At 72.3% G+C, this 18,908-nt stretch carries 15 protein-coding genes and 2 pseudogenes; 9 read left to right on the forward strand and 8 right to left on the reverse strand.

What is annotated here, in order from left to right:
• The 4 genes and pseudogenes from B9O00_RS33615 to B9O00_RS00015 form a co-directional block, all read right to left on the reverse strand.
• Window positions 1–303, reverse strand: a pseudogene (locus B9O00_RS33615) (transposase); the annotation flags it as partial.
• Window positions 304–432: 129 nt separating this feature from the next.
• Window positions 433–891: pseudogene (locus tag B9O00_RS33620) on the reverse strand (class I SAM-dependent methyltransferase); the annotation flags it as partial.
• The gene (gene mlaD, locus B9O00_RS00010; protein ID WP_085120380.1) at window positions 833–1,330 is read right to left on the reverse strand and encodes an outer membrane lipid asymmetry maintenance protein MlaD; all 498 of its coding nucleotides are present in this window, start codon (window positions 1,328–1,330) and stop codon (window positions 833–835) included. The pseudogene B9O00_RS33620 and the gene mlaD, both read right to left, overlap by 59 nt.
• Window positions 1,331–1,379: 49 nt before the next feature.
• Window positions 1,380–1,757 carry an NADH:ubiquinone oxidoreductase subunit NDUFA12 gene (locus tag B9O00_RS00015; RefSeq protein WP_085120381.1) on the reverse strand — a complete coding sequence of 126 codons (378 nt, stop codon included), beginning with the start codon at window positions 1,755–1,757 and terminating at the stop codon, window positions 1,380–1,382.
• Between the two features lie 189 nt (window positions 1,758–1,946).
• On the opposite strand from B9O00_RS00015, the gene B9O00_RS00020 reads away from it, so the two are divergent.
• The 3 genes from B9O00_RS00020 (at window position 1,947) to B9O00_RS00030 (ending at window position 7,826) form a co-directional block, all read left to right on the forward strand.
• A complete protein-coding gene (locus tag B9O00_RS00020) occupies window positions 1,947–2,978 on the forward strand; it encodes a DUF6352 family protein (RefSeq protein ID WP_085120382.1) in 1,032 nt (343 codons plus the stop codon).
• A complete protein-coding gene (locus B9O00_RS00025; RefSeq protein WP_085120383.1) occupies window positions 2,975–3,907 on the forward strand; it encodes a DMT family transporter in 933 nt (310 codons plus the stop codon). Before B9O00_RS00020 ends, B9O00_RS00025 begins: the two co-directional genes overlap by 4 nt.
• A gap of 214 nt (window positions 3,908–4,121) precedes the next feature.
• Window positions 4,122–7,826: a vitamin B12-dependent ribonucleotide reductase gene (locus tag B9O00_RS00030; RefSeq protein WP_085120384.1), complete on the forward strand. Its 3,705-nt coding sequence runs from the start codon at window positions 4,122–4,124 to the stop codon at window positions 7,824–7,826.
• 96 nt (window positions 7,827–7,922) lie between these two features.
• Here the strand turns inward: B9O00_RS00030 and B9O00_RS00035 are convergent, their stop codons facing one another.
• Together B9O00_RS00035 and B9O00_RS00040 are read right to left on the reverse strand one after the other, a co-directional pair.
• On the reverse strand, window positions 7,923–8,579 hold the full coding sequence (locus tag B9O00_RS00035) for a hypothetical protein (RefSeq protein WP_085120385.1): 657 nt from the start codon (window positions 8,577–8,579) through the stop codon (window positions 7,923–7,925).
• A gap of 232 nt (window positions 8,580–8,811) precedes the next feature.
• A complete protein-coding gene (locus tag B9O00_RS00040; protein WP_085120386.1) occupies window positions 8,812–9,903 on the reverse strand; it encodes a porin in 1,092 nt (363 codons plus the stop codon).
• 198 nt (window positions 9,904–10,101) lie between these two features.
• On the opposite strand from B9O00_RS00040, the gene B9O00_RS00045 reads away from it, so the two are divergent.
• The gene (locus tag B9O00_RS00045; protein ID WP_085120387.1) at window positions 10,102–11,037 is read left to right on the forward strand and encodes a LysR family transcriptional regulator; all 936 of its coding nucleotides are present in this window, start codon (window positions 10,102–10,104) and stop codon (window positions 11,035–11,037) included.
• A gap of 51 nt (window positions 11,038–11,088) precedes the next feature.
• Here B9O00_RS00045 and B9O00_RS00050 read toward each other — a convergent pair whose 3' ends face one another.
• Entirely contained in the window at window positions 11,089–12,240 is a 1,152-nt protein-coding gene (locus B9O00_RS00050; protein WP_085120388.1) for a DUF2336 domain-containing protein, read from the reverse strand.
• A 303-nt stretch (window positions 12,241–12,543) separates the two neighbouring features.
• On the opposite strand from B9O00_RS00050, the gene B9O00_RS00055 reads away from it, so the two are divergent.
• Complete coding sequence (locus B9O00_RS00055; protein ID WP_200808361.1) at window positions 12,544–13,329, forward strand: M48 family metallopeptidase; 786 nt, start codon at window positions 12,544–12,546, stop codon at window positions 13,327–13,329.
• A 23-nt stretch (window positions 13,330–13,352) separates the two neighbouring features.
• On the opposite strand, the gene B9O00_RS00060 is transcribed toward B9O00_RS00055, so the two are convergent.
• On the reverse strand, window positions 13,353–13,706 hold the full coding sequence (locus B9O00_RS00060; RefSeq protein WP_085120390.1) for a GFA family protein: 354 nt from the start codon (window positions 13,704–13,706) through the stop codon (window positions 13,353–13,355).
• Between the two features lie 209 nt (window positions 13,707–13,915).
• On the opposite strand from B9O00_RS00060, the gene B9O00_RS00065 reads away from it, so the two are divergent.
• The 4 genes from B9O00_RS00065 (at window position 13,916) to B9O00_RS00080 (ending at window position 18,894) form a co-directional block, all read left to right on the forward strand.
• On the forward strand, window positions 13,916–14,383 hold the full coding sequence (locus B9O00_RS00065) for a RidA family protein (RefSeq protein ID WP_085120391.1): 468 nt from the start codon (window positions 13,916–13,918) through the stop codon (window positions 14,381–14,383).
• Between the two features lie 202 nt (window positions 14,384–14,585).
• Window positions 14,586–15,977: a glutamine synthetase family protein gene (locus B9O00_RS00070; RefSeq protein ID WP_085120392.1), complete on the forward strand. Its 1,392-nt coding sequence runs from the start codon at window positions 14,586–14,588 to the stop codon at window positions 15,975–15,977.
• 201 nt (window positions 15,978–16,178) lie between these two features.
• A complete protein-coding gene (locus B9O00_RS00075; RefSeq protein WP_089229516.1) occupies window positions 16,179–16,805 on the forward strand; it encodes a FecR family protein in 627 nt (208 codons plus the stop codon).
• Window positions 16,777–18,894: a CHASE2 domain-containing protein gene (locus B9O00_RS00080; protein WP_085120394.1), complete on the forward strand. Its 2,118-nt coding sequence runs from the start codon at window positions 16,777–16,779 to the stop codon at window positions 18,892–18,894. Before B9O00_RS00075 ends, B9O00_RS00080 begins: the two co-directional genes overlap by 29 nt.
• Window positions 18,895–18,908: the final 14 nt, after the last annotated feature.

Genomic DNA, 18,908 nt, shown 5'->3' on the forward strand with positions numbered 1-18,908 from the left:
CTTGTCCTTCGGCCGGAAGCTCTTCATCGAGGCCCAGCCCTCGATCAGCGTACCGTCGACAGAGAAGTGCTCGTCCGAGAGCAGCGCCCTGACCCGGCCCTGGCTCAGCACCGCCCGCAGGAACTCCTGCGCCACCTCGCCCGCCAGCAGCCGCTCTCGGTTCTTGGTGAACACCGTCGGGTCCCACACCGGCGCGTCCATCGCCAGCCCGACGAACCAGCGGAACAGCAGGTTGTAGTCCAGCTGCTCCATCAGCTGGCGCTCCGAGCGGATCGAGTAGAAGGCCTGCAGCAGCAGCGCCCGGTACTGCCCGACGCTCGGGAAGAACCAGGGCGAGGCGGCGCGGCCGTCGAGGCCGCGGCGGTCGAGGGCGGCGATCAGCGCCTCGTGGAGCCGGCGCACGTTGGCGCCGCCGCCGAACTCGCCGACGAAGCGGCCGCCGGGCTTCAGCGACCGGCGCACCCCGGCGATCACCGCCGCGGGATCCAGCATCCAGTGCAGGGCGGCGTTGCTGAAGACCGCGTCGAACTCGGCCTCGAAGGCGAGCCCGGCACCGTCGACGATCCGGGCGTCGAGCCCGCGCGCGCGGGCCGCCTCGATCTGCTCGGCGCTGGCGTCGACGCCGACGACGTCGCAGCCGAGAGCGGCCAGCTTCAGGGTCAGCGCGCCGTCGCCGCAACCGAGGTCGAGGATGCGCTCGCCGGGCTTCGGCGCCAGCCACTCGACGACCGGCAGGCCGAGCTCGGCGACGAAGCCGGCGTTGCGCTGGTAGCGCTCGGGATCCCAGGACTGGCCGCTCACGAGGCGATCACCGGGTCGGCAGCACGGGCGGTCACTGCAAGGTCGCCGGCTCGCCCGGGCTCTTGTCGCCGGAGGCGCCCTTGTCGCCACTGCCGCCGAAGATGAAGCGGCCGACCAGGTCGACGATGTTGATGGCGCCCTGGGTGCGGCCGATCGAGCCGCCGGGCTTGATGTCGTCGAGTGCGCCGCCCGGCTGCACGTCGATGAAATTGCCGCCGAGCAGGCCATCGGGGACGATCCGCGCCGAGCTGTCCGCCGGCAGCGGCACGCCGTCCTGGATGGTCATGGCGACGACCGCGTCGAAGGTCTTCGGGTCGAGGGTCTGGCTGGCCACCGTGCCGATCTTGACGCCGCTCATGCGGACGTCGGTGCCGGCGGTCACGCCGGTCGCGTCGTCGAAGCGGGCGGTCACGCTGTAGCCCGAGCCGATGCCGTCCAGGCCGCCGATCGAGAAGGCGAAGACGACGAATCCGGTCGCGACCAGCAGCACGACCGCGCCGATGATGGTCTCGATGATGTTGCGCTGCATCACGTCGGTCCTCAGCTTCCGGTCTGGGGGGAACGATCCGGAACCCGGGTCACTCGGGTGACCAGGCCTCGTAGTCGCCGGTTGCCCGGTCGCGCTTGCCGCCCTCCAGGGTGTGGCCCGGCGGGCGGTAGGCCAGCTCGGTACCGGTCAGGTTCGGCTGGTGCGGCTTCATCCAGGGGCGCCGCGCGATGCCGTCCTTGGGCGGCAGCTCGCTGCTCCAGTGGTGCAGCCAGGCGTGCCACTCCGGCGGCACGCGGCTCGCCTCGTCGCGGCCCTGGGTGTAGATCACCCAGCGCCGTTCCCGGCGCAGCGAGTCGCGATGCACGAATCCGCCGCCCTTCTGGCGGTAGTACTTGTTGCCTTCACCGTCCTGGCCGACGAGCTCGCCGTTCAGCCAGGTGAAAAGACGCGTTCCCAGCGTCGCCATCGTCGCCCCAAAGCAGGTTGCCGGCCGTTCGGCCGGAAAAAGCGGGCCGGACTATCGCACCGGGAGTCGCGATCGTCCAGAGGCCTGGGCGCCGCGCACGCGGCGGCCCCTGCGGACCGGCGAAAGCCGGACAAGCGCTGGACAAGCGCCCGGGGCCACGCTAAGGCCGGCCCCGGAGGGGACGCTGACATGCCCGACTTCTGGCGCGATTCCGGCTACCACCTGCTCGAGCCGCGGGCCGACGGCCGGCTCGGCGTTACCGAGGCCTACCTGCGCGCCTACTGGAACCGGCCCGAGGTCCGGCCGGTCGAGGAGTCGAACGCCGCCGAGCATGCCCTCCACCGGGCCCTGCTGGCCGAGCCGGCACGGCCGGTCGCCGAGGCCGAGATCGCCGCCCTGGAGGACCCCGACGCGATCGAGGCCTATCGCATCGTGCTCGCCTTCCGCCAGCGGCTGCTCGCCGCCGGCAGCGTCGAGGGCGCCTACCTCGACCTGGTGCTGAACCCGCCGGACCCGGCGGCCGGCGAGCCGCCGGTCCCGCCGCTCTTCTTCGACCAGATGGCCCATGTCGTGCTGCGCGCGATCCTGGAGGGCAGCGACCAGCCGCTGCGCGCCCGCGCCGCCGAGCTGCTGTTCCGCACCCAGAAGGTCACGGTCGCCGACGGCCACGTCATGGCCGCCGACGCCGAGACGGTCGAGATGTACGCGACCAGCGGCGGCTTCGGCTCGCTCGGCGAGCTGCTGGTCGAGGCGCAGACGCCGCTCCGCACCATCGAGCTCGACGTGCTGACCAGCGAGAACGCCGAGCTCTACTGGAGCCGCGATTCGCGCCACGACACGGTCCTCAACCTCAACTTCGCCGGCGACGGCCTGGATGCGCTCTGCCGCGTGCTCGAGGCCTGGGTGCGGCGCTTCCTGGCGGTCGAGGTCGCCCTCCATCCGGTCCAGCAGATCCGCGACGAGCGCTGGGTCTGGCATCTCGGCCTCGACGCCGAGGGCAACCGCCTGCTCAACGACCTCTACGAAGGCCGCGAGGTCGGCGAGGCGCGCCTCGCCCGCCTGCTCTCGCTGTTCCGCCTGGAGTTCCGCAATCCCAGCGAGATGCGCGCCGACATCGCCGGCCGGCCGGTCTACCTGGCCATGGCCATGGACGAGGCCGGCGAGCTGCGCCTCAAGCCGCAGAACCTGCTGGTCAACCTGCCGCTCGCCGAGCGCGCATGACCGGGACCGGTACCGCCCGGTCCGTCGAGCTGGCGCCCGCTCCCGCGGCGGACCCCGCCCTGGGCCAGCTGCTGGCGCTGATCTCGGCCTGCTGCTTCGGCACGATCACCGCCCTGGCGGCGCTGAGCTACCGCGAGGGCGCGACACCGCAGACGGTGCTGCTGCTGCGCTTCGGGCTCGGCGCCCTGGTCTTCGCCGGGCTCTGCCTGGCGCGCCGCCGGCCGCTGCTGCTGCCGCCGGCGGCGCGTCCGGCCGCCTGGCTGACCGGCGCCTGCTGGTTCGTCGCCTCGGCCGGCTATCTCGGCTCGGTCCGCTTCATCCCGGTCGGCCTGGCGGCGATCATCTTCTTCACCTTCCCGATCCTGACCGCGCTCGGCGAGGCCGCGCTGGAGCGGCGGGCGCCGAGGCCGCGCGAGCTGGCGCTGATGCTGCTCGCCTTCACCGGCCTCGCCCTGGCGATCGGGCCGAGCTTCGGCACGCTCTCGCCGCTCGGCCTCGCGCTGATCGCCGCCGGCGCCGGCGGTGCCGCCGGCCTCTTCCTGTCGATGCGCCGGATCGTCGTGGAGCACGAGCCGATGACCGTGCTGGTCCAGCTGAACCTCGCTGCCGGCCTGCTCTGCGGCCTGACCCTGCTCGCCCTCGGCGGCTGGTCGCTGCCGCCGGTCCCGGCCGGCGCCGCCCCGGGACCCTGGACCGGCTGGATCGCCCTGGCCGTCGCGACGGGCGGCTACCTCGTGGCGGTCTTCCTGCAGTCCGGCTCGGTGCGCCACGCCGGGCCGAGCCGCTCCGCCCTGTTCTTCAACCTCGAGCCGCTGGTCACGATCGGCGGCGCGGCGCTGCTGCTCGGCGAGCGGCTGAGCCTGCAGCAGGCCGCCGGCGGCCTGCTGGTGCTGACGGCCCTGGTCCTCGCCGGGCGACGCCGCAGCTAACCTAGCGTCAACCCCTATATGTGGCGTCCGCCCCAAAATAGCTTCTAGATCTGGTCGGGTCTCTGTGTTTTGATTCCCGTCCGCCATCGACGAGGGGGCGGTGGACAGCGGTCAGGCGCGCCTTGGCGGACAAGGGGCGACTCCGATTCCGCCGACCCCGGCCGCGACGGCAGTCCAACGACCAAGCGCGCTCGCAAGGGGGAGCAGTCAGGCCATGCGTATCGCCCGTCGTTTCACGACAGAGGACCGGGACGTCTACGAGGCGATCCCCTTCCGCCTGACCCAGAGCGAGATCCGCAACCCCGACGGCTCGGTCGTCTTCAAGGCCGACCAGGTCGAGGTGCCGGCCGACTGGAGCCAGGTCGCCTCCGACATCCTGGCGCAGAAGTACTTCCGCAAGCGCGGCGTGCCGAAGGCCCTGAAGCGCGTCGAGGAGGCCGACGTGCCGGCCTTCCTGTGGCGCGGCGAGCCCGACGAGGCGGCGCTGGCCGGGCTGCCCGAGGCCGAGCGCTCCGGCGGCGAGACCTCGGCCAAGCAGGTCTTCGACCGGCTCGCCGGCACCTGGGCCTACTGGGGCTGGAAGGGCGGCTACTTCGACACCGAGGAAGACGCCCGCGCCTACTACGACGAGATGCGCTTCATGCTGGCGGCGCAGATGGCCGCGCCGAACTCGCCGCAGTGGTTCAACACCGGCCTGCACTGGGCCTACGGCATCGACGGCCCGAGCCAGGGCCACCACTACGTCGACTACCGGACCGGCAAGCTGACCCGCGCGGCCAGCGCCTACGAGCACCCGCAGCCGCACGCCTGCTTCATCCAGTCGGTCGAGGACGACCTGGTCAACGACAACGGCATCATGGACCTCTGGGTCCGCGAGGCGCGGCTGTTCAAGTACGGCTCGGGCACCGGCTCGAACTTCTCGCGCCTGCGCGGCGAGAACGAGCCGCTCGCCGGCGGCGGCAAGTCGTCGGGCCTGATGTCCTTCCTGAAGATCGGCGACCGCGCCGCCGGCGCCATCAAGTCGGGCGGCACGACGCGCCGCGCCGCCAAGATGGTGACCGTCGACCTCGACCACCCGGACATCGTCGAGTACGTCAACTGGAAGGTCGTCGAGGAGCAGAAGGTCGCGGCCCTGGTCGCCGGCTCGAAGCTCTGCGGCAAGCACCTCAACGCCGTCATGGCCGCCTGCCGCGAGCCGGTCGTCGAGGGCGACGCGGATGCGGCGCTGGATCCCAAGCGCAACCCGGCGCTCAAGGCCGCGATCAAGGCGGCGCGCGCCGTCGCGATCCCCGAGAGCTACATCAAGCGGGTCATGCAGTTCGCGGCCCAGGGCTACGAGCGGGTCGAGTTCCCGACCTACGACACCGACTGGGATTCCGAGGCCTATCGCACGGTCTCCGGCCAGAACTCGAACAACTCGGTGCGCGTGCCCGACGCCTTCATCGAGGCGGTGCTGGCCGACGGCGACTGGCGGCTGATCCGGCGCACCGACGGCAAGGTCTCCAAGAGCCTGAAGGCGCGCGAGCTGTGGGACATGATCGCCCACGCCGCCTGGGCCTCGGCCGATCCCGGCGTGCAGTTCGACACGACGATCAACGACTGGCACACCTGCCCGGCCGGCGGTCGGATCAACGCCTCGAACCCCTGCTCGGAGTACATGTTCCTCGACGACACGGCCTGCAACTTGGCGTCGCTGAACCTGCTCGCCTTCATGGACGACGACGGCCGCTTCGCGATCGAGGACTACGAGCACGCCACGGTGCTGTGGACCGTGACGCTCGAGATCTCGGTGCTGATGGCGCAGTTCCCGAGCCCGCAGATCGCCAAGCTGTCCTACGACTACCGCACGCTCGGCCTCGGCTACGCCAACATCGGCGGCCTGCTGATGGCCATGGGCCTGGCCTACGACAGCGAGGCGGGGCGCGCGCTCTGCGGCGCGCTGACCGCGATCCTGACCGGTGCCGCCTACCGCACCTCGGCCGAGATGGCCCGCGAGCTCGGCGCCTTCCCGGGCTTCCAGGCGAACCGCGAGTCGATGCTGCGGGTCATCCGCAACCACCGCCGCGCCGCCCGCGGCATGCAGGGCGGCTACGAGGAGCTCTCGGTCAAGCCGGTGCCGCTCGACATCGCCAACTGCCGGGACCCGCGGCTCGCCGAGGCGGCGGCCAGGGTCTGGGACGAGGCGCTGAAGCTCGGCGAGGAGAACGGCTTCCGCAACGCCCAGGTCTCGGTGATCGCGCCGACCGGCACGATCGGCCTGGTGATGGACTGCGACACCACCGGCATCGAGCCGGACTTCGCCCTGGTCAAGTTCAAGAAGCTGGCCGGCGGCGGCTACTTCAAGATCATCAACCGGACCGTGCCGCGGGCGCTGGCCACCCTGGGCTACGACGAGGCCCAGGCCGAGGAGATGGTGCGCTACGCGGTCGGCCACGGCACGCTGCGCGGCGCGCCGGCCATCAACCACGCCAGCCTGAAGGCCAAGGGCTTCACCGCCGCCGCGCTTGACGCCCTGGAGAACGCGCTGGCCAGCGCCTTCGACATCAAGTTCGCCTTCAACAAGTGGACGCTCGGCGACGACTTCTGCCGCAAGGTCCTCAACTTCGAGGAGGCCGAGCTCAACGACCTCGGCTTCGACATGCTGTCCGCGCTCGGCTTCACCAGGGCGGAGGTCGAGGCGGCGAACACCTACGCCTGCGGCGCCATGACCCTGGAGGGCGCGCCCTACCTGAAGGACGAGCACCTGGCGGTGTTCGACTGCGCCAATCCCTGCGGCCGGCTCGGCACCCGCTACCTCTCGGTCGAGAGCCACATCCGCATGATGGCGGCCGCCCAGCCCTTCATCTCGGGCGCCATCTCCAAGACCATCAACATGCCGAACACGGCGACGGTCGAGGACTGCAAGGACGCCTACCTGCTGTCCTGGAAGCTCGGCATCAAGGCCAACGCGCTCTACCGCGACGGCTCCAAGCTGTCGCAGCCGCTGGCCGCCTCGCTGATCGACGAGGCCGAGGACCAGGACGAGGTCGTCGAGGCCCTGGTCGCGGCGCCGGCCGCCGCAAAGGCCAGCCAGGTCGCGGAGCGGATCGTCGAGAAGGTCGTCGAGAAGGTCATCGAGAAGACCCAGTCGGACCGCCAGCGCCTGCCGCAGCGGCGCAAGGGCTACACCCAGAAGGCCGTGGTCGGCGGCCACAAGGTCTACATCCGCACCGGCGAGTACGAGGACGGCCGGCTCGGCGAGATCTTCGTCGACATGCACAAGGAAGGCGCGGCCTTCCGCAGCCTGATGAACAACTTCGCGATCGCGATCTCGATCGGCCTGCAGTACGGCGTGCCGCTCGAGGAGTTCGTCGAGGCCTACACCTTCACCCGCTTCGAGCCGTCCGGCATGGTCGAGGGCAACGACGCCATCAAGATGGCGACCTCGGTGCTCGACTACATCTTCCGCGAGCTGGCGATCTCCTACCTCAGCCGCCACGACTTGGCGCACGTCAACCCGGAGGACCTGTCGCCCGACACGACCGGCAAGGGCGAGACCCAGTCCGAGGTCGCCGATCCGCTGCCGGGATCGGCCGCGCGGGCGGTCCAGGAGACGGTGCGGCGCATCGCCTCCAAGGGCTACGTGCGCAGCCTGACGGTGTTCCCGGGGGGCCTGGGCGGCGGCGTCCAGGGCGCCAACGCCCTGGCCGTCGATCCGCAGGCCTTCGCCGGCAGCGTCGCTGTCTCCGAGCTGTCCTACGGCCAGGAGACGCTGATCGAGGAGGAGATGGCGGACGACACCTACGTCCGGCGGGTGCGCGAGGCCCGGCTCAAGGGCTACGAGGGCGACAGCTGCGGCGAATGCGGCAACTTCACCCTGGTGCGCAACGGCACCTGCCTGAAGTGCGACACCTGCGGCGGCACCAGCGGCTGCAGCTGACCGCTGCCTCCCCCGACTGAACGGCGCGGCCTCCGGACCGCGCCGTCTTCTTGGGCCCGGCACTGCCGGGCCCGAGGCATTTCCTGTCCCGGCGTTTCAGCGGGCCGGCGGCAGCCGGAACAGCCGGTCCTGGCCGGCCGGCGCGGCGCCGTGGCAGGCGGCGCAGGCCCGCAGGACCGGGTCGGCCGGCCGGCCGAGGCCGCTCATCCGGCCGTCGGTGTCGATCGTCATGAAGCGCCAGTCGCCGGCCGCGGGATCGTAGCCGGGGCGCATCTTCTCCATCAGCGCCAGCGGCGCGGCTCGGATCGTCCGCTCGGCGGTGACGACGAAGCTGTCCATGGCGATCAGCGCGCCTTCGGGCAGGGCTCCGGCGCCGGGCTCCAGCCCCGCCGCCAGGTCGTTGCCGTAGACGTTGACGAAGACCCCGCCGTGCCCGGCCGAGCGGAAGGGCGCCACGGCGTAGCGCCGCCAGGTCGCGTAGGACCAGGCGATCGGGTCGTCGGACAGCGCATAGGCCTTCTGCATGTCGCCGCGGATCGCCTGGTAGATCGCCTCGGCCTCGGCGTCGCCGAGCCGCGCCGGATTGATCACGCAGGGCAGGCCCGCCCCGGGGCAGCTGGCCAGGCGCTCGGGCGCCGGCCGGCCATGGGGCGCCTCGGGCGCCTCGGGCCGCTTGGCGGCCAGGAGGATGCCCGCCGCCAGCAGGAGGGCGAGCAGGACGAGAAGTTTCTCTGCGAAGGGGCGGACCCGCATGCTGTCTTTCCTGGGTGAAAAAAAGGGGACGGCGACCCGTCCGGAACAGGGATCCTCGAAGGCGGAGCGTCGTTTCGCTCCGCGCCTCGCCCCCCGTTCCGCGGCGCCGTCCCGCCCAGTCTTCAGCGGGTTGAGCAGGCGGCGTCCCCCGGGCAATCCGGGGACCGTCGCCGTCCGGCGGCACGGGGCGGGAGGCGGGGCCAGGCCCGCCTCCCGCCCGTCCCGTCGCTTGCTAGAACTTCAACTTGAGGCCGCTGATCACGGCCCAGGTCTGGGACTCGGAGCCGGTGTCGGCGCTGAGATCCTGGTAGGAGACCGAGCCGATCACCGTCACGCCCGGGCCCAGGGCGTAGCTGGCCGCGCCCTCGTAGGCCTTGTACTCGCTGTCGCCGGGAGCGGCGGTCGCCTCGGCCTGGCCGTTGAAGTAGGTGAAGGACACGCCCCAGGGACCGGTCTCGTACGACGCACCGATGTCGAACGAGCGGCCGGTGTTGGCGCCCATGTCGTCGGTGTGGGCATAGGAGCCGCCGAGCGTGAAGCCGGCGTAGCCCAGGTTGGCGCCGAACGAATAGAGGCTCGGGTCGGTGCCGGCGGCCGACTGGTCGTCGGCCCAGTCGTAGCGGCCCGACACGGCGACGTCGAAGCCGTCGAAGGAGTTGACGTAGTTGCCGCCGAGCGAGAAGCCGTTGCGGTAGGAGACGGTCGCCTCGTCGACCTGCGCATTCGAATCCTGCTGCGGATCCGGCAGGTAGGACGCGCCGAACTGGAAGCCCGAGAAGCGCGGCGTGAAGTAGGTGATCTTGGTCGAGTCGTTGTTGCGGTCGAGCTCGACGTAGGTCGAGCCCAGCGGCGCCCGGAAGAAGCCGGCACCGGCGAAGCCGCCCGACTGCGGGATGAAGCCGGTGATCACCGAGGTCGAGTTGACGCCGACGCCGACGTCGGGCGCGGCGAAGGTCATCAGGTAGCCGGCCGAGTTCTCGGAGCCGATGTTGAAGCGGCCGAACGAGCCCTCGACGAAGAGGAAGGACTCGTCAATCTGGTCGCCGGTGTTGGTGTTGCCCTCGAGCTGGATGTTCACGCCGAACTTGAGGCCGTTATCGAGGGTCGTCGAACCGACGAACCAGACTTCGGAGTTCGACTTGACGTCGAAGCCGTTGAAGGCGTCGCTGCCGGAGCCGACGTTGGTGTCGCTGTTGGCGTAGCCGAAGTACTGCTGCATGTAGCCGCCAAGGCCCAGCTGGATCTGGGCATGAGCCGGAGCGGCGAGAGCCAGGCCGGCGGCGGCCGTCGACAAGGCTGTCGCCCCGAGGACGTAGCTCTTCATCTCTTTCCCTTCCTTTCAGTCCTGGCGGCGAGCCGCCAGCAACCCATTTGATTGAATCGGTCTCTTTCGCTTGCCCGCCCGTCCCTCCGGACACGACGCGATGCGGCGCCTGGACAAGGCAGCGCGCCGACGCTATTGACGGCGGCAATAAATGAAAATCCGATATCTGTTGCATAGGGTCATGAGAGAGGCTCATCAATGCGCCGCAGCGAGTTCGCCGACCTGACGGCCTTCGTCGCCGTCGCCGATCACCTGAGCTTCCGGGCCGCGGCGAAACAGCTCGGCGTCACTCCCTCGGCGCTCAGCCACACCATGCGCCAGCTCGAGGAGCGGCTCGGCATGCGCCTGCTGAACCGCACCACGCGCAGCGTCGCCGTCACCGACGCCGGCCACCGGCTGCTCGAGCGGCTGCGCCCGGCGATCAAGCAGATCTCCGGCGCGCTCGCCGACCTGGACGAGGAGCGTGACCGGCCCTTCGGGCGGCTGCGCATCAAGGCGAGCCACCTGTCGGCGGCGGCGGTCGTGGCACCGGTCTGGGCGCGCTTCCTGTCGACCTATCCCGACGTCCAGCTCGATCTCCACGTCGAGGACGGGCCGACCGACATCGTCGCCAGGGGCTACGACGCCGGCATCGGCCGGCGCGACTGGGCCTCGGCGGACATGATCGCGGTCCGCGTCATGGGACCGATGAAGGTCGCGGTGGTCGGCGCGCCGAGCTACTTCGCCCGCCGGCGGGAGCCGCGCGCGCCGGAAGACCTGCAGCGCCACGTCTGCGTCCAGTACCGCTCGGTCGGCGACGGCGGCGCCTTCGAGTGGCCCTTCGAGCGCAACGGCGTCTCCCGTCACATCCCGGTCGAGGGCCGGGTCATGGTCAACTGCCCGGCCCTGGCGGTCCGCGCCGCGGTCGACGGCCTGGGCATCGCCTACACGCTGGAGAGCCTGGCCGAGCCGGCGCTGCGCTCCGGCCAGGTGGTGCGCGTGCTGGAGGACTGGTCGCCCTGCTTCGAGGGCCTGTTCCTCTACTACCCCGGCCAGCGCCGCGTGCCGGCGGCCCTGCGCGCCTTCATCGACATGGTCACCGGCCGCGACTCGGCGACCGAGGGCGACTCGCTCGGCAACCCCTTCGCGGCGTGACCGTCCCCGGCCGGACACGGGCCGGCCGGGGACGGGCCGCGCGGCGCCGGCTCAGCCGCCGGTGCCGCCGGGGGTCGCGACCCTGAGCGCGAGCTGGCTGAGCACCGTCTCGAGCTCGGCCGGATAGACCTCGCGATAGCTGGCGACGACGCGCTGGATCAGCCGGTTGGCGAAGGCCTGCTCGGCGTCCTCGGGAATCCGGTCGCCTTCGGCGACGCCGAGGTCCCGGGCCACCTGGATGCCCAGTCGGACCGCGCCGAACAGCTCGGGAGCGAGGCCGGTGCGGCCGTAGAGCCGGCGCAGGCCGGTCAGGCCGCCCCGGTACATCACCGTCCGCGCGTTGGCCGTCGGCACGCCGGCGAGACGGGCCATCGCCGCCTCGAACAGCTGCAGGTCGCCCTCCAGCAGGGCGCGCAGCACCAGGGTCGTGGTCAGGCGCCCCTCGGCGTGCAGCCGGCGGACCAGCTGCTCGACCTCCTCGATCCGGGGCTCGCGGCGGACCAGGCGGGTCAGGGCGCCCTCGCCACCCTGGCGCACGAAGCGCTCGATCAGCGAGCCGGGCAGGCCGTGTCGCTGGACCAGCAGGTCGCAGAGCTCCTGGGAGATCGTGCCGACCAGCCGCTGCTGCACGGCCAGCGGCAGGTACGGCCGCTCGACCAGGGCGCGGCCGAGCGTCTCGTCGGCGGCCGAAAGGTCGATGATCCGGTGCAGCGAGTCCTCACGGATCTCGGCCCCGGGGTTGGCCAGCAGGGTGGTGATCACCGGCGGCCGGCCGGTCTCGACCAGGGCGTGGGAGACGCCCGGCGAGACCCTGGGCCGGCCGGCGATGGCGAGCTGCTTGGCCAGCACGCCGTCGCGCACCAGCGCCAGCAGGTCGTCCTCGCCCAGCACCTCGGAGGCGCTGAGGATCGGCAGGGCGACCGCCTCGACGTCCTCGGCCAGGCGCCGCGCCATGCTCTGCGGCAGCAGCGGGCAGTCCTTGAGGCTGCGCGCGACCGCCTCGCGCACCGTCTGCTCCAGGTCCTGGGCCAGCACCTCGATGATGTCGTTCGCCAGCGCCCGCTCGGCCTCGGTCAGCGGCGCGGCGGCGATCAGCCGGCCGACGGCCTCCGCCGTGTCGCCGCGCGACTGCGGGCTGGGGTCGCGCAGCAGGCGCTCGACCTGCTCGCTGCTGAGCAGCGGCGTCGGCTTTGACTGGCTCATGCGCGCACTCGAGCCCCCACGCTCGGCCGGAACCACCGGCCGCGCCGGCCGGCGATCCTATACGGTGACGGGAAAATCTTACCGATGAGTTTAGCCTTTTCCGACAGGTACGCGCTTCCCGCAGCGAAGGGAAGGCGCGAGCCGGCCGGCCGCCGCCGGGCTTGCCGAAGCGGCCCCGCCCGCCCAGACTTTTCGGCCGGGTCGGCCGCCGGCGGCAGAACCATGCGACAGAACCATCCGGCGGCGGCCCGCGTTGCAGGGACGGACGCGAGCCAGAGGAGAAGCCGGACGATGGGAGCGCGCATGACCGAGACCCCCGAGCCGATGGGACGCCTGGCGAAGGGCCTGGCTGCCGCGGCCCTCTTCGCCCTCGCCGCCACGACCTCCGGCTGCACGCAGAACCAGGCGCTCGGCCGCGACCAGCTGATCCTGGTCTCGAACGACCAGCTGGCGACCCTGGCCGACGGCACCTGGCAGCGCACGCTGCAGCAGCAGGGCGTCGTCCACGACGCAGACTACGACGCGCAGCTGGACCGGGTCGCGGGACGGATCGTCACCGCCGCCGGGCGCGGCGGCGAGACCTGGAACTTCGCCGTCATCCACGACGACTCGCTGAACGCCTTCGCCCTGCCGGGCAACAAGATCGGCGTCAACAGCGGCATGATGAAGTTCGTCCAGAACGACGACCAGCTGGCCGCGGTGATCGGCCACGAGGTCGGCCACGTCATGGCCAGGCACTCGGCCGAGCGCTACTCCCAGCAGCTGCTCGGCCAGGTCGGGCTCGATCTGGCGAACGCCGCCCTGGCGGCGAACAACACGCCGATGGCCGACCAGATCGCCGCGGTGCTCGGCGCCGGCGTCAACTACGGCGTGATCCTGCCCTTCTCGCGCAAGCAGGAGCTGGAGGCCGACACCCTGGGCCTGCAGTACATGGCGCGCGCCGGCTACGACCCGCACCAGGCGGTCGACTTCTGGCGGCGCATGATGGCGCAGTCCAACGGCCAGCCGCCGGAGTTCATGTCGACCCACCCGAGCGACCAGGCGCGCATCGCCAACCTGCAGGCCCAGATCCGGCGGATGGGGCTGTAGAGCCGGCCGCCGGGTCCAACGCCTCAGAGCTTGTTCCTGCCGTCGAACTCGATGACCGGCAGGCCGGAGAGGTCGATGTCGTCGAGGCAGCGCGCGTTGATCGCCACGGTCCGGACGCCGTCGGGGCGGATGCCGCGGGCGAAGGACTCCTGGCCGCAGGTCCGGCAGAACAGGTGGTGGATGACCTTGCGGTTGAACAGGTAGTCGACCAGCGCGGCCTCGCCCTGCAGCAGCCGGAAGGCCTCCTCCGGTGCGAAGGCCATCAGCGTGCCGCGCTTGGCGCAGAACGAGCAGTTGCAGGAAACCAGCCGCTCGAGCTCCAGCTCGACCTCGTAGCGCACGGCGCCGCAATGGCAGCCGCCGGTGTAGGTGGTCATGGCGCTTCCTTCCGGCCTGACGGACAGCGAGACTTTGCCACCTTGCCGGGCGCGCGAGAAGCGGCCGGGCGCGCGGGTCGGACCGGACCTGTCGCAATCGGGCTGGTTCGGGCCGGACGGCTTCGCTATCGTCCGCGCCGCGTGGGCCGAGGGCCCGGGCATCCCGACAGAAGACGAACGCGACAGCGCAGGCGAGAAGGAGACCAGCCATGGCCGGCAAGATCGACGCGAAGCTCAAGGAACTCGGCATCGACCTCAAGGAGCCGGCCGCGCCGGTCGCCAACTACGTCGGCTACGTGATCTCCGGCAACCTGGTCTTCGTCTCGGGCCAGGTCACGCTCGAGGACGGCCAGCTGAAGTACCTCGGCAAGGTTGGCGCTGACCTGTCGGTCGAGGACGGCCAGAAGGCGGCGCGGCTCTGCGCCATCAACATCGTCGCCCAGCTCAAGGCGGCCTGCGGCGGCGACCTCGACCGGGTCAAGCGCATCGTGCGCCTGGGCGGCTTCGTCAACTCGACTCCCGACTTCACCCAGCAGCCCGAGGTCGTCAACGGCGCCAGCGACCTGATGGTCGAGGTCTTCGGCGACGCCGGCCGCCACTGCCGCGCCGCCGTCTCGGCCGGCGCCCTGCCGCGCAACGTCGCCGTCGAGGTCGACTGCATCGCCGAGATCGGCTGAGGGCGTGCCGGGTGGGCTTCACCCTTCGACAGGCTCAGGATGAAGCCCATCGTGGCCGACTGAACCGCCAGCGCCCTTCCGCTTCGTCCTGAGCTTGTCGAAGGGCGGAGCGGACCTGGGCCCGGGCGGCGCCATGCCGCCCCGCCCCCGGCTACCGTCCCCCTTGACCGTTTCGTGACGCCCGGCTCAACTGTCGGCCATCATGCCAGACAGCGAACCTGCTCCTGCCGCCGACCTGCTGCGCGAGGCCGAGGCCTTCGTCGCCAAGCATCCCGAGATCGAGGCCTTCGAGACGCTCTTCGCCGACCTCTCCGGGGTCGTGCGCGGCAAGCGCTATCCGATCGAGGACCTGAAGAAGGTGGCCAAGGGCGGCCTGACCTTCCCGGCCTCGGTGTTCCTGCTCGACACCCAGGGCATGAGCCACGACCCGGGCGGCAAGGGCTTCTCCGACGGCGATCCCGACGTCTTCGCCCGGATGATCCCGGAGACCCTGGACCCGGTGCCCTGGTCCTCGATGCCGCTCGCCCAGTGCCTGCTGCAGTTCGACCGCGGCCCCGGCCGGCCGCTCGAGCTGGACCCCCGCTACATCCTGAAGCGCTGCGTCGACCGCCTGCACGACCTCGGCCTCCGGCCGGTCGTCGCCTTCGAGCTGGAGTTCTACCTGGTCGACAAGGAGCGCACCGCCGAGCGCGGGCCGCAGCCGCCGATCAACCCGCTGACCCGCCAGCGCGAGGCGGCGACCCAGGTCTACGGCATGGACGTCATCGACGCCTACGGCACGATCCTGCAGGAGATCGTCGAGGCCTGCATGATCCAGGGCGTGCCGACCGGCGCGATCACCGCCGAGTACGCGCCCGGCCAGTTCGAGATCAACCTGCGCCACGTCGACGATCCCGTCGGCGCCGCCGACGACTGCATCCTGTTCAAGCGCGCGGTGCGCGGCGTCGCGCGCAAGCACGACCTGCAGGCGACCTTCATGGCCAAGCCCTATCCGGAGCGCGCCGGCTCGGGCCTGCATCTCCACGTCAGCCTGCTCGACAGGGACGGCCGCAACGTCTTCGACGGCACGCTGGACGGCGGCGAAGACCTCGCCAGCCCGACCCTGCGCCACGCCATCGGCGGCGTGCTCGCGACCCTGCCCGACGCGATGGCGATCCTGGCGCCCAACGTCAACTCGTTCCGCCGCTTCGAGCCGAACATCTTCGTGCCGATCAACCGCTCCTGGGGCTTCGAGAACCGCTCGGTGGCGCTGCGCGTGCCGATCGGCGACGGGCCTTCGCGGCGCATCGAGCACCGGGTCGCCGGCGCCGACGCCAATCCCTACCTGGCGCTCGCCAGCTTCCTCGCCGGCATCCACCACGGCATCGTCAACGAGATCGATCCGGGCCCGCCGACCGAGGGCAACGCCGGCACCGCCTTCGACCCGGCGCTGCCGATGCGCCCGCGCCGGGCGATCGAGACCCTGGCCCAGTCGAAGGTCATGGACGACTACCTGGGCGCCGGCTACCCGACGCTCTACGCCGCCTGCAAGGAGGCCGAGTACGACGAGTTCGACTGGCTGATCTCGCCCCAGGAGTACGAGTGGTACCTCTAGGGATCGCGCTCGCGGCGCTCTCCCGACGAGCCCGGCGATCGGGCATCGCTCCCGGTCGCGTCGCCGCCGACGCCTGAACCGCGCGCCTTTCCGGCCCGACTGTACTATCGGTGCACTTCCGCGACAGCGGCGGCCTCACCAGCTATCCTGGCCTGGCGGCACGCCTCGACGACCCCATTCGGGAGCGGAAGGACGCAATCGATGATCCGAAGACCCTTGCTGGCGGCGGGCCTGGCCCTGCTCGCCGCCCTCTTGATCGCGCCGCGCGCGACGCTCGCCGACGACCCGGCGCCGCCGACGGTGGCGACGGTCGCGGCCCTGGAAGGCCAGGCCTTCCTGCTGCGCCAGGGCCGCCAGATTCCGATGAAGCACGGCATGGCGGTCGCCGACGGCGACGAGGTGCTGACCTTCCCCGACGGCCGCGTGCGCCTGCGCTTCACCGACGGCGCGCTGGTCACCTTCGGCCCCGACAGCCGCTGCGAGGTGCGGTTCCATCGCCGCGACGCCGAGCACCCGGGCCAGTTCCTGCAGCTGGTCGAAGGCATCCTGCGCCTGCTGACCGACCAGAGCGGGCCGGACCGCCTGGAAGTGCGCACCCGCTCGGCCATCGCCGTGCCGCGCGGCACCGACTGGATCGTCGAGCGCAAGCCCGGCTCGACCGCGGTCTTCGTCGCCAGCGGCGAGGTCGCCGTCAGCGGCGCCGGCGAGACCGTCACGCTCGACGCCGGCGAGGGCACCGACGTGCCCGACGGCCAGCCGCCGAGCCCGGCGAAGCGCTGGGGCAAGGACCGCGTGGACGATGCCCTCGCGCGCACCCGCCTGCCCTGACCCGGCCGGCGCCGCGCCGCGCGGACCCGGCCCGAAGCAGCGTCCGGGAGAGCGGCCCGGGGACCGCCGCCGGCGGCGCCTGGCGGTGCTGGCCGGCGGCCTGCTGGTCGCGCTGGTCGCCACCGGCGGCACCTGGCTGGTCGGGCACAGCGGTCTTTCGGCCCTGGAGGCCCAGACCCTGGACTGGCGCTTCCGGCTGCGCGGCCCGATCCCGCCGGCGCCGCAGATCGCCGTGGTCACGCTGGACGAGCGGAGCCTGGGCGCGGCCGGCGGCTGGCCGCCGCGCCGCGGCGCGCTGGCCGAGGCGGTCGAGCGGCTGCACGCCGCCGGCGCCAAGGCGATCCTGCTCGACCTGCTGCTCGAGCAGCCCGAGACGACGCTGCCGGAGGGCATGAAGGCGCAGCTGTCGGCGCTGCGCCGCCTGCTGCCCGACGGCTCGCCGGGCGCCGCGGCACTCGACCGCCTGACGGCGACGAGCGAGGGCGACCAGCGGCTGCGCCGGGCGATCGCCGCGGCCGGCGACGTCGTGCTGCCCTTCGCGCTGTCCTTCGACCGGAGCGGCCGGTCCGCCGCGCCCGGCGGGGCGCTGCGCGACCGGGCGGTCGCCCGGCTGTCCGGCCTCTCGGGCGACCAGCCGGCCGCGCTGTCGCTGCACCCGGGCCGCCTCACCCTGCCCGAGCCGTCGCTGCTCGCCGCCGCCGCCGGCCTGGGCCACGCCCTGGTGCTGCTGAGCGGCGACGGCCGGCCGCGCCGCCAGCTCGCGGCGCTCGGCATCGACGGCGAGTTCTACCTTTCGGCGGCGCTGGAGGCGGTACGGCTGTTCGAGGGCGGCGGTCCCGCCGAGATCGACTTCGGCCGCGGCATCCTGCTCGACGGGCGCACGATCCCGACCGACCGCCAGCTCGGGGTCCTGGTCAACCACACCGGTGCCGACTACCCGGCCTGGTCCTTCGCCGACCTGCTGGCCGGCAAGGTCCCGGACGCCGCCTTCGCCGGCCGGCTGGTCGTGGTCGGCGCCTCGGCGGCGGTCGCCGGGCGCGGCTTCGCGACCCCCTACGCCGCCAACGAGCCCGGCCACCTGCTGCAGGCGGCGATCATCGACGACGCCCTGACCGGTCGCTTCCTGAAGCGCGGGCCGCTGGTCGTCGGGCTCGACCTCGTGCTCGCCCTGGCCGGCGGCCTGCTCGCCCTCGCCGCCGGCCTCGCCCTGCGCCCGACCCTGGCGCTGCCGGCCGTGCTGCTGCTGCTCCTGGCCGGCTTCGGCGCCGCCTACCTGCTGCTGGTCGAGGAGCGGCTGTGGCTCGGCGTCCTGGTGCCCTCGGCGGCGGTGCTGGCCGGCGGCGTCTGGGGCGCCACGGTCCAGGCCCTGGCCGAGCTGGCCCGGCGCCGGCGCGTCGAGCGCGAGCGTGCCAACCTGTCGCGCTACTTCTCGCCGTCGCTGGTCGAGACCCTGGCCGGGCGGCCCGACGGGCCGATCGCCCGGCAACAGGACGCGGCCGTGCTGTTCGTCGACCTGGTCGGCTTCACGGCGCGGGCCGAGGCCCTGCCGCCGGAACGCTCGCTGGCCGAGCTGCGCCGCTTCCACGGCCTGGTCGAGGAGGCGGTCTTCGCCGAGGACGGCACGCTCGACAAGTTCCTCGGCGACGGCGCGCTCGCGACCTTCGGCGTGCCCGACCCGCGCGACGACGACGCCGCCCACGCCCTGGCCGCCGCCCGGCGCATCGCCGAGGCCGCCGCCGCCTGGCGCGCCGAGGACCCGGAGGCGCCGGCCGTCGCGGTCGGCGTCCACCACGGCCGCCTGTTCCTCGGCGACGTCGGCGGCCGGCGGCGCTTCGAGTTCACGGTGATCGGCGACACGGTCAATGTCGCCAGCCGGCTGGAGGGCCTGTCCCGGAAGGTCGGCGCGGTGATCCTGGCCTCCGATGCCTGCGTCGCCCGGGCCCGCGCCGCCGGCCCCGCCGGGACGGCGGCGACCGAGGGTTTCGAGGCGCTGGCGCCGCAGCCGCTGCGCGGCCGTGCCGAGCCGGTCGCGCTCTGGGCCTGGGGACGAGTCCAGGGCGCCGCGGCCGGCGCAACAGCCTCGACATAACCTCGGCGGGTCGC

Source organism: Tistlia consotensis USBA 355, assembly GCF_900177295.1.
Classification (GTDB): Bacteria; Pseudomonadota; Alphaproteobacteria; order Kiloniellales; family DSM-21159; genus Tistlia; species Tistlia consotensis.

Bases quoted from the DNA above. Each gene is read 5' to 3' on its own strand.
- mlaD (WP_085120380.1), bottom strand. From the start codon at position 1,330: ATGCAGCGCAACATCATCGAGACCATCATCGGCGCGGTCGTGCTGCTG.
- B9O00_RS00015 (WP_085120381.1), bottom strand. From the start codon at position 1,757: ATGGCGACGCTGGGAACGCGTCTTTTCACCTGGCTGAACGGCGAGCTC.
- B9O00_RS00020 (WP_085120382.1), top strand. From the start codon at position 1,947: ATGCCCGACTTCTGGCGCGATTCCGGCTACCACCTGCTCGAGCCGCGG.
- B9O00_RS00025 (WP_085120383.1), top strand. From the start codon at position 2,975: ATGACCGGGACCGGTACCGCCCGGTCCGTCGAGCTGGCGCCCGCTCCC.
- B9O00_RS00030 (WP_085120384.1), top strand. From the start codon at position 4,122: ATGCGTATCGCCCGTCGTTTCACGACAGAGGACCGGGACGTCTACGAG.
- B9O00_RS00035 (WP_085120385.1), bottom strand. From the start codon at position 8,579: ATGCGGGTCCGCCCCTTCGCAGAGAAACTTCTCGTCCTGCTCGCCCTC.
- B9O00_RS00040 (WP_085120386.1), bottom strand. From the start codon at position 9,903: ATGAAGAGCTACGTCCTCGGGGCGACAGCCTTGTCGACGGCCGCCGCC.
- B9O00_RS00045 (WP_085120387.1), top strand. From the start codon at position 10,102: ATGCGCCGCAGCGAGTTCGCCGACCTGACGGCCTTCGTCGCCGTCGCC.
- B9O00_RS00050 (WP_085120388.1), bottom strand. From the start codon at position 12,240: ATGAGCCAGTCAAAGCCGACGCCGCTGCTCAGCAGCGAGCAGGTCGAG.
- B9O00_RS00055 (WP_200808361.1), top strand. From the start codon at position 12,544: ATGACCGAGACCCCCGAGCCGATGGGACGCCTGGCGAAGGGCCTGGCT.
- B9O00_RS00060 (WP_085120390.1), bottom strand. From the start codon at position 13,706: ATGACCACCTACACCGGCGGCTGCCATTGCGGCGCCGTGCGCTACGAG.
- B9O00_RS00065 (WP_085120391.1), top strand. From the start codon at position 13,916: ATGGCCGGCAAGATCGACGCGAAGCTCAAGGAACTCGGCATCGACCTC.
- B9O00_RS00070 (WP_085120392.1), top strand. From the start codon at position 14,586: ATGCCAGACAGCGAACCTGCTCCTGCCGCCGACCTGCTGCGCGAGGCC.
- B9O00_RS00075 (WP_089229516.1), top strand. From the start codon at position 16,179: ATGATCCGAAGACCCTTGCTGGCGGCGGGCCTGGCCCTGCTCGCCGCC.
- B9O00_RS00080 (WP_085120394.1), top strand. From the start codon at position 16,777: ATGCCCTCGCGCGCACCCGCCTGCCCTGACCCGGCCGGCGCCGCGCCG.